Genomic DNA, 7,568 nt, shown 5'->3' with positions numbered 1-7,568 from the left:
CCGCATCGAGCCCCAGCAGCCGGCAGGCGCCCGCCGCGAGGGCGGCATTTCCCGCCTGGTGCACGCCCGCCATCCCCGGAGAAAAATCCGTCCAAAGCGCGCCATCCGTGAAACGGAGGTCGAACATCCCCCCCTCTTTCCATTCCACCTGTGGGGGCGCATAAAGCACGGCTCCTTTTTCAGCCGCCGCGGCTTCAATCTCCTGCCGGGCCGCCGGATCTGCCGCCGCCGAGATGACCGCTCCGCCCACCGTGATGATCCCTGCCTTGTCGCGCGCGATTTGGGCTATCGTATCGCCCAGAAGGTCGGTGTGATCGAAACCGATAGGGGTGATGACATCAAGCCGGGCGGGTCCCACGGCGTTCGTCGCATCGTAGCTTCCGCCGAGTCCCGCTTCGAGGAGGATGACCTCGCAATCGGTTTCCTCCGCCGCGAGAAGCAGGATCGCCATCGTCGCCTCGAAATAGGAGGGAGGGCCAATCTCCGGGTCCGAAGCCATCTCGGCCGCCGCCGCGGCGAGCTTTCCGGCGCAGCGCCTCCCCAGCGCCGGATCGATGAGGCGGCCGCGCACCCAGAAGCGCTCGAGCAGGGAGAGGACATGGGGGGAGAAGAAAGCCGCCGCACGCCGCCCCGCCGCATGCATCGCCTCGGCCATCATCATGACGGTCGAGCCTTTCCCGCTCGTCCCGGCGATGTGAACAATCTCGCGGCCCGGCGAGGGAATCCGCAGGATTTCGAGCAGGCGGCGGGTGCGATCGAGCCCCGGTCCCTCGATGCGAATCTGCCGGCTGTCGATGCGGGGGCGCCAGGATTTCTTCGGAAGGGCGGCGAGCGCGGACAGAAAAGCCTCGAGCCGGCGGAGCGACTCCTCCGGCGCGGCCTCCTCGGCCAGCAGCGTCCCGCTCGCAGCGAGATCATCCGTGTACATCACGATCCTTAATGCCGGAAATGACGGTGCCCGGTGAACACCATGGCGATGTCGTGCTCGGCGGCGGCTTCGATCACCTCATCGTCACGGACCGAGCCGCCAGGCTGGACGATGGCCCGCACCCCCTGCCGGGCGGCCTCATCCACGCTGTCGCGGAAAGGGAAAAACGCATCCGATCCCAGGGCGCACCCCGCCACCGGAAGGACCGCCCGCGAGACGGCAAGCCGGGAGGCGTCCACCCGGCTCATCTGTCCGGCGCCCACCCCCACCGTGCCGCTTTCATCCGCCAGAACAATGGCGTTGCTCTTCACGTGGCGCGCCACGCGCCAGGCGAGGCGAAGGGCGCGCCCCTCGGCTTCGCTCGGCGCGCGGGGGGTCACCACCTTCCAGTCGAACTCCTCGGGGGCGAGGCGGTCGCGCTCCTGCAAAAGCGCGCCCCCCGGAAGGGAGCGGATCTCGAATCCAGCCGGCGGCACCTTGCCCAGCTCAGGCAGCCGAAAGATTCGCAGGTTTTTCTTCTTCCTGAAAATGGCGAGAGCGTCATCGTCGAAGCCGGGCGCCACCACCACCTCGACGAACAGGCTCCGCATCGCCTCGGCGGCCTCGGCGTCCACCTGTACGTTGAAGCCGATCACGCTCCCGAAGGCCGAGACCGGATCGCAGGCGAGCGCCCGCTCATAGGCCGCAGCGGGTGTTTCTCCCAGGCCGACGCCACAGGGATTCGTGTGCTTGATGATGGCGCAGCCCACCCCTTCGAGATCGGCGGCGAGCTCGGCCGCGGCGGTGAGATCGAGCAGGTTGTTGTAGGAAAGCTCCTTGCCGCCCAGGCGCTCGCCGTCCACGAGCGAAAGGCCCGAAGCGCCGCGCAGGCGGTAAAGAGCCGCCTTCTGGTGGGGATTCTCGCCGTAGCGGAGACTCTGGACGCGTTCGAATTCGATCTGAACGTTCTCGGGAAATTCCGCCTCCCCCGCCTCTTCCGCACCGGCCGCCGCGAGATACCGGTCGATCGCCGCGTCGTAGGTCGAGGTGTGGTGAAACGCCTTTTGGGCGAGGCGGCGGCGCATCTCGGCGGGAATTTCCCCGCTCGATGCGATGTGGCCGATGGCCTCCGGGTAGTCCGCCGGGTCCACAAGGACGGTCACGCGGTCCATGTTCTTCGCGGCGGCGCGCACCATGGTCGGCCCGCCGATGTCGATCTGCTCAATGGCCTCCCTGAACGTGACGCCAGACCGGGCCACCGTCTCGCGGAAGGGATAGAGATTGACCGCGACGAGATCGATGGGAGGGATTCCGCTCGCCGCCATCTCGGCATCGTCCACGCCGGTCCGGGCGAGGATGCCGCCGAGGAGTTTCGGATGAAGGGTCTTGACGCGGCCGCCCATGATCTCGGCCTGGCCGGTGTATTCGGAGACATCCCTCACGGGCACGCCGGCCTCGCGCAGGGCGCGCGCCGTTCCGCCGGTGGAGAGAATCTCCCAGCCCGCCGCCGCAAGCGCTTTTCCGAGTTCCGCGGCTCCCTGCTTGTCGCTGACGCTGATGACCGCGCGCCGGGGGTGCGGCATTGCCTAGGCTTCCTCCCGGCGGACTTCGTACCCCTCGGCGAGAAGCCGCTGAATGAGTGTATCGAGATGATCGCGCCCCCTGACCTCGAGATAGAGGGTCGAGAGCGTGTGGTTGATGGGCACCAGGGTCGAGAGCCGATCGTGTTCGATGTGGATAATGTTGACGCGGCACTCGGCCACCATGTGCGAGAGCTTCGCCAGCGCGCCCGGAATGTCGTGAAGGGGCACCTGCAGGCGCGCGTAGCGGTTCGCCAGTGCGAGCCCCTTGCCGATGATCCGCGAGAGGAGGTTGACGTCCAGATTCCCGCCGCTGATGAGGGCGACCGTTTTCCCGGTCAGGCGCGTTTTCCGCTCGAGCAGCGCGGCCAGCGGGGCGGCGCCCGCCCCCTCGGCCAGCATCCGCTCGCGCTCGAGCAGCCCGAGGATGGCGTTGGCCATGTTGTCGTCGCTCACCGTCACCGTCTGATCGACCAGCTGCAAAATGAGGGGGAAGCACAGCTCGCCGAGGCGCTTGACCGCCACGCCGTCGGCGATGGTGTGCACGTCCGCGGATTCCACGATGCGCCCCGCCGAAAGGGAAGCGGGCAACGTCGGCACCCCCTCGGGCACCACCGCGACGATGCGCACATCCGGCCGGTGGGTTTTCACCACCGAGGCGACGCCGGAGAGCAGCCCGCCGCCGCCCACTGGAATGATGATGGTCCCCACGTCGGGGACTTCTTCGAGTATCTCAAGGCCGAGCGTCCCCTGGCCGGCGATGACGTCCGGGTGATCGAAGGGAGGGATCATCGTCAGCCCGCGATCATGTTCGATCTCGCGGGCGCGGGCATAGGCATCGTCGAACGTGGGGCCGTAGAGTTCGACCTCGGCGCCCAGCGAGCGGACGGCGTCGTACTTCGTGTTCGGGGTGTACTCGGGCATGATGACCAGTGCCTTGACGCCGAGTTTCTTGGCGGCGAAAGCGACGCCCTGGGCGTGATTTCCGGCCGAGGCGGTCACCACCCCCCACTGACGCTGCTTCTGATTGAGCTTGCTGACGGCGTAGACGGCGCCGCGCACCTTGAAGGAGCCGGTCCGCTGGAAGTTCTCGGGCTTGAAGTAGATTTCGGTGCCCAGCTGTTCGGAGAAGTGCTCGGAGAGCCGCGTGGGGGTCGGACGAAGATGGGGTGCGAGGACTTCGGCGGCGCGGACCGCCTCCTCGGCAATCTGGGCCGGCTCGAGCGATTCGCTGCCGGTCTCGGCTTTCTCTGCCATCTCCATTGTTGCCGCCTTCCTTTTCTTCCGCCGGCCTTCCTTACCGGGCCGGGTCGGCCTCGTCTTTCCCGAAAACGGGAGGGCGTTTGTCGAGAAAAGCCTCGACGCCCTCGCGGAAGTCCGCCGAGTGGAACCCGGAGAGGCGCAGGGCCCGGGCACGCACGGCTTTCTCCGCATCGAGCGACTGGTCCTGAATCAGGTTCACCATCTCCTTCGCACCGCGAACCGAGATCGGGGCATTCTCCGCAAGGGTCCGGGCCACCCCATAGGTATACGCCTCCAGCGCAGCCTTCGGCAAAACACGGTTGATGAAACCCATCTCATAGGCCTCATCCGCCGAATAGCGGCGGGCCGTCATGAGCATTTCCTTCGTCCGCGCCGGACCGATCAAATCCACAATCCGCCGGGTCAGAAGCTCGGGGTAGACCACGCCGAGACGGGCCGCGGGAACAGCGACAATAGCATCTTCCGCCGCGTAGCGCAGGTCGCAGGCCGCAAGCAGCCCCGCCGCGCCCCCCATGGCGAACCCGTGCACCATGGCGATGATGGGCAAGGGGACCTGCCAGATACGAGCCCATGCCGCCTCGATCAACTCGCTGTGGGCGGCGGCCGTCTCGGGGGTGACCGAGGTGCGCAGTTCGCTGATGTCCTGGCCCGAGGCGAAGGCCTTATCCCCCGCCCCGCGGATGACGACCACCCGGGTCTGCCCGTCCGCCTCGAGGCCATCGAGGATCTCCGGCAGGCGGATCCACATCTCGCGGAGGATGGCGTTGTGCTGCTTGGGACGGTTGATGATCAGGGTCGCCACCGGGCCGTCTTTCTGAACGATCAGATTTTCTTCGCGCATGGGTTTTCCTGACCGGCGTCTCCGCCTGCCTGGGCGTAAAAAAAAAACGAACCGGAGCGGGCCTGTAAGCCGGGTTCTGTCACCCGCCCAGAGAGCGGGGCCGCGACCATCCATCTGGGACGGAGATTGCCCTCCGCCTCAAGCGGCCTACCCGGAGGCTTCGGACGGGCCGTCCTCAGGCGCCTCCTTATTTGGCCTTGCTCCGGGTGGGGTTTGCCAAGCCGGTCCGGTCACCCGGACCGCTGGTGCGCTCTTACCGCACCTTTTCACCCTTACCCCGTACCGAGGTGCGGGGCGGTATCCTTTCTGTGGCACTTTCCCTGGGGTCACCCCCGGTGGACGTTATCCACCACCCTGCCCTGTGGAGCCCGGACTTTCCTCCCGCGGCCCGAGGGCCGCGAGCGGCCGCGCAGCCCACTCCGGTTCTTCTGCCAATATACGATCAGGACTCTCTTTTTTCATCGATGGCGCGGTTGGCGGCGGCATCGGCCCGGAAATTTTCACCGCGGCGAACGTGCCGCACCTCGATTTCTCCGAAACTGCGGGCCAATTCCTTGGCTTCCTCGTAAAGGGGGCGCAGGTTGGCGTTCTTCACCCGGTACTCCCCGCTCCATTGGCGGGCCAGGAGTTCGGAGTCCGTCACCACCTCCACCGCCTCCGCGCCGAGCTCTCGCGCACGGGCCAGGCCCATGATCAGTGCGTTGTATTCGGCCACATTGTTCGTGGTCTGGCCCAGGTAGCGGAGCACTTCGTCCAGGCAGGCGCCGCTCTCGTCGACGAGAACGGCGGCCGCGCCGGCAGGGCCCGGATTGCCGCGTGAGGCGCCGTCCGTAAATACCGTGAGGCGCCGTTTCTTCATTCAGATTTGTCCAAGGGAGATACCGCACCCACGACCTCGGCATCCTGGTAGTAGAGAATCCGTCCGCAGTTGGAGCAGGAGAAAATCTCATTATCGGAGTCGCGAATCTCGAAAAATCGGCTGATGGTCTCCGGCATCCGGCAGCCCTGACAGGTCTGACCGACGATGGGACAAACGGCGAGTCCGCCCCGGTTCTTACGGACCGTCTCATATCGCGCAATCCAATCGGGGCTGACGGAGGTGATGATCTCCGCGCGCTCTTTCTCGAGACCCTTCTGCTCACTCTTCAGGCGGGAGAGGGTATCCTCGTGCCCTTTCGTCGCGGTGGAAACCTTGCGTCCGGCCTCCTCGAGTTTCGCCGCCTCGCGGGAGAGCGCCTCTTTCAGCGGGCTGATCTTCTCCATGGCCTCGAGAACCTCATCCTCGAGGCGGCCAATCTTCTCCTGGAGGGATTCGATCTCCGAGGTTAGCGCCCGGTATTCCTCGTTCGTTTTCACCAGCACCTGCTTGCCGCGGGTGTCGCGAAGCTTCTGATCCGCATTCTGGATATCGCTTTCGGCCTGGCGCTGGCGCTTGCCCACCTCCTCGATATTCTCTTTGGCCTGCCCGACAGTCGCCTCAAAATCGCGGATACAGGCTTTTTCCTTTTCGATCAGCGCTGGAATTTTCCTGATATTCGCACTCGTCTCCTCGATGCGCCCATCAATGCCCTGAAGGCGGATCATCGCTTTCAACTCGGGATTCACCGGTTGGATTTCCTCCTCCGCCACCCGTGAGCGAGGCAAGACTATGGTGGGCCCACCAGGATTCGAACCTGGGACCAGCCGGTTATGAGCCGGCCGCTCTGAACCGCTGAGCTATGGGCCCAATCGCCAGCCCCAACAACGATCATGCCGCGGGCCGCGGCCCGCTCCATGCAGGATGTCCGTTTCCGTCTTATCGCCGCCCCCGAGACAGATGTCAATTCGGGGGCCGGCCCGCTCCGGCGACTAGTTGTCCTCGATGAAGCTGTAGAGCTTCTTGCTGCGGCTCGGATGCCGGAGCTTCCGCAGCGCCTTGGCCTCGATCTGGCGGATGCGCTCGCGCGTCACGTCGAAGTCCTGCCCCACCTCCTCGAGGGTATGCTCGTGCTCGGCGCCGATGCCGAAACGCTTTCGGAGCACTTTTTCCTCGCGCGGGCTGAGGGTCTGGAGCACCTTCTGGGTCTGCTCCTTCAGATCGAGCTTCACTACCGCGTCCTGGGGAGACTCGGCCTTCTTGTCCTCGATGAAGTCCCCGAGATGACTGTCCTCCTCCTCGCCGATGGGCGTCTCCAGGCTGATGGGCTCTTTGGCGATCTTGAGCACCTTCCGCACCTTGTCGACGGACATGTCCATCTTCTTGGCGATTTCCTCGGGCAGCGGTTCGCGGCCAAGCTCTTGCACGAGCTGCCGCGAGGTCCGGATCAGCTTGTTGATGGTCTCGATCATGTGGACGGGGATGCGGATCGTCCGGGCCTGATCGGCGATGGCCCGCGTGATGGCCTGCCGAATCCACCAGGTGGCATAGGTGCTGAACTTGTAGCCCCGCTTGTACTCGAACTTGTCCACTGCCTTCATCAGGCCGATGTTGCCTTCCTGGATCAGATCGAGGAACTGGAGCCCCCGGTTGGTGTACTTTTTCGCGATGCTGACCACGAGCCGAAGGTTCGCCTCGGCCAGCTCCTTCTTCGCCTGGCGGTCCTTCCGCCGGCCCCGCCGGATCATCTTCAGGGCGTGCTCGAGCTCCTTGCGGGCTGCACCCGCCTCTTTCTCCGTCACGCGAATCCGCTTGCGGACGTTCCGAATCCGGCGATCGTACTCCGCCAGAATACTGATCGGAATCCGTTTTTCGCCCACAATCTGCGTACTCGCCTTGACCTTGGTCTTCGACTTGCTCTTGCCGTTGGCCTTGACGGACTCGACTTCCTTCACCGCGGCGCGAAGTTCGGCCTCTTCCATGCCGACCTGCTCGAGATAGCTCTGGATCTCCTCTTCGTCCTTGTGGATGGATTTCATGAAACTTTCAATCCGCTCCGCGATCCTGTCCACTTTGTCGGGCCGAAGCTTCATCTCCTGAATATAGCCCGCCACTTTTTCC

General features: G+C 65.1%; 7 protein-coding genes, 1 tRNA gene and 1 other RNA gene. All 9 read right to left on the bottom strand.

Annotated elements, in window-relative coordinates:
• On the bottom strand, positions 1–928 hold a 928-nt coding region (locus O2807_09360), incomplete at its 3' end, for a Mur ligase family protein (protein ID MDA1000701.1).
• Positions 929–936: 8 nt separating this feature from the next.
• The gene (purH, locus tag O2807_09355; protein ID MDA1000700.1) at positions 937–2,490 is read right to left on the bottom strand and encodes a bifunctional phosphoribosylaminoimidazolecarboxamide formyltransferase/IMP cyclohydrolase; all 1,554 of its coding nucleotides are present in this window, start codon (positions 2,488–2,490) and stop codon (positions 937–939) included.
• Positions 2,491–2,493: 3 nt separating this feature from the next.
• The gene (ilvA, locus tag O2807_09350) at positions 2,494–3,744 is read right to left on the bottom strand and encodes a threonine ammonia-lyase (GenBank protein ID MDA1000699.1); all 1,251 of its coding nucleotides are present in this window, start codon (positions 3,742–3,744) and stop codon (positions 2,494–2,496) included.
• A 40-nt stretch (positions 3,745–3,784) separates the two neighbouring features.
• Positions 3,785–4,591: an enoyl-CoA hydratase-related protein gene (locus O2807_09345; protein ID MDA1000698.1), complete on the bottom strand. Its 807-nt coding sequence runs from the start codon at positions 4,589–4,591 to the stop codon at positions 3,785–3,787.
• Between the two features lie 49 nt (positions 4,592–4,640).
• Positions 4,641–5,012: RNase P RNA component class A (gene rnpB, locus O2807_09340), an RNA gene on the bottom strand.
• Positions 5,013–5,033: 21 nt separating this feature from the next.
• On the bottom strand, positions 5,034–5,450 hold the full coding sequence (locus O2807_09335) for a ribonuclease HI family protein (protein MDA1000697.1): 417 nt from the start codon (positions 5,448–5,450) through the stop codon (positions 5,034–5,036).
• Positions 5,447–6,196, bottom strand: a complete 750-nt coding sequence (locus O2807_09330; GenBank protein MDA1000696.1) for a hypothetical protein — start codon at positions 6,194–6,196, stop codon at positions 5,447–5,449. The genes O2807_09335 and O2807_09330 overlap by 4 nt, the downstream gene beginning before the upstream one ends.
• A gap of 44 nt (positions 6,197–6,240) precedes the next feature.
• Positions 6,241–6,317 (bottom strand) — tRNA-Ile (locus O2807_09325).
• A 122-nt stretch (positions 6,318–6,439) separates the two neighbouring features.
• The coding region (gene rpoD, locus O2807_09320) for an RNA polymerase sigma factor RpoD (protein ID MDA1000695.1) at positions 6,440–7,568 on the bottom strand (1,129 nt) is incomplete at its 5' end.

This window comes from bacterium (assembly GCA_027622355.1).
In the GTDB taxonomy this organism is placed as follows: domain Bacteria; phylum UBA8248; class UBA8248; order UBA8248; family UBA8248; genus JAQBZT01.
The sequence above is the reverse complement of the archived record's forward strand: the minus strand, read 5'-3'. Positions and strand labels throughout refer to the sequence as shown.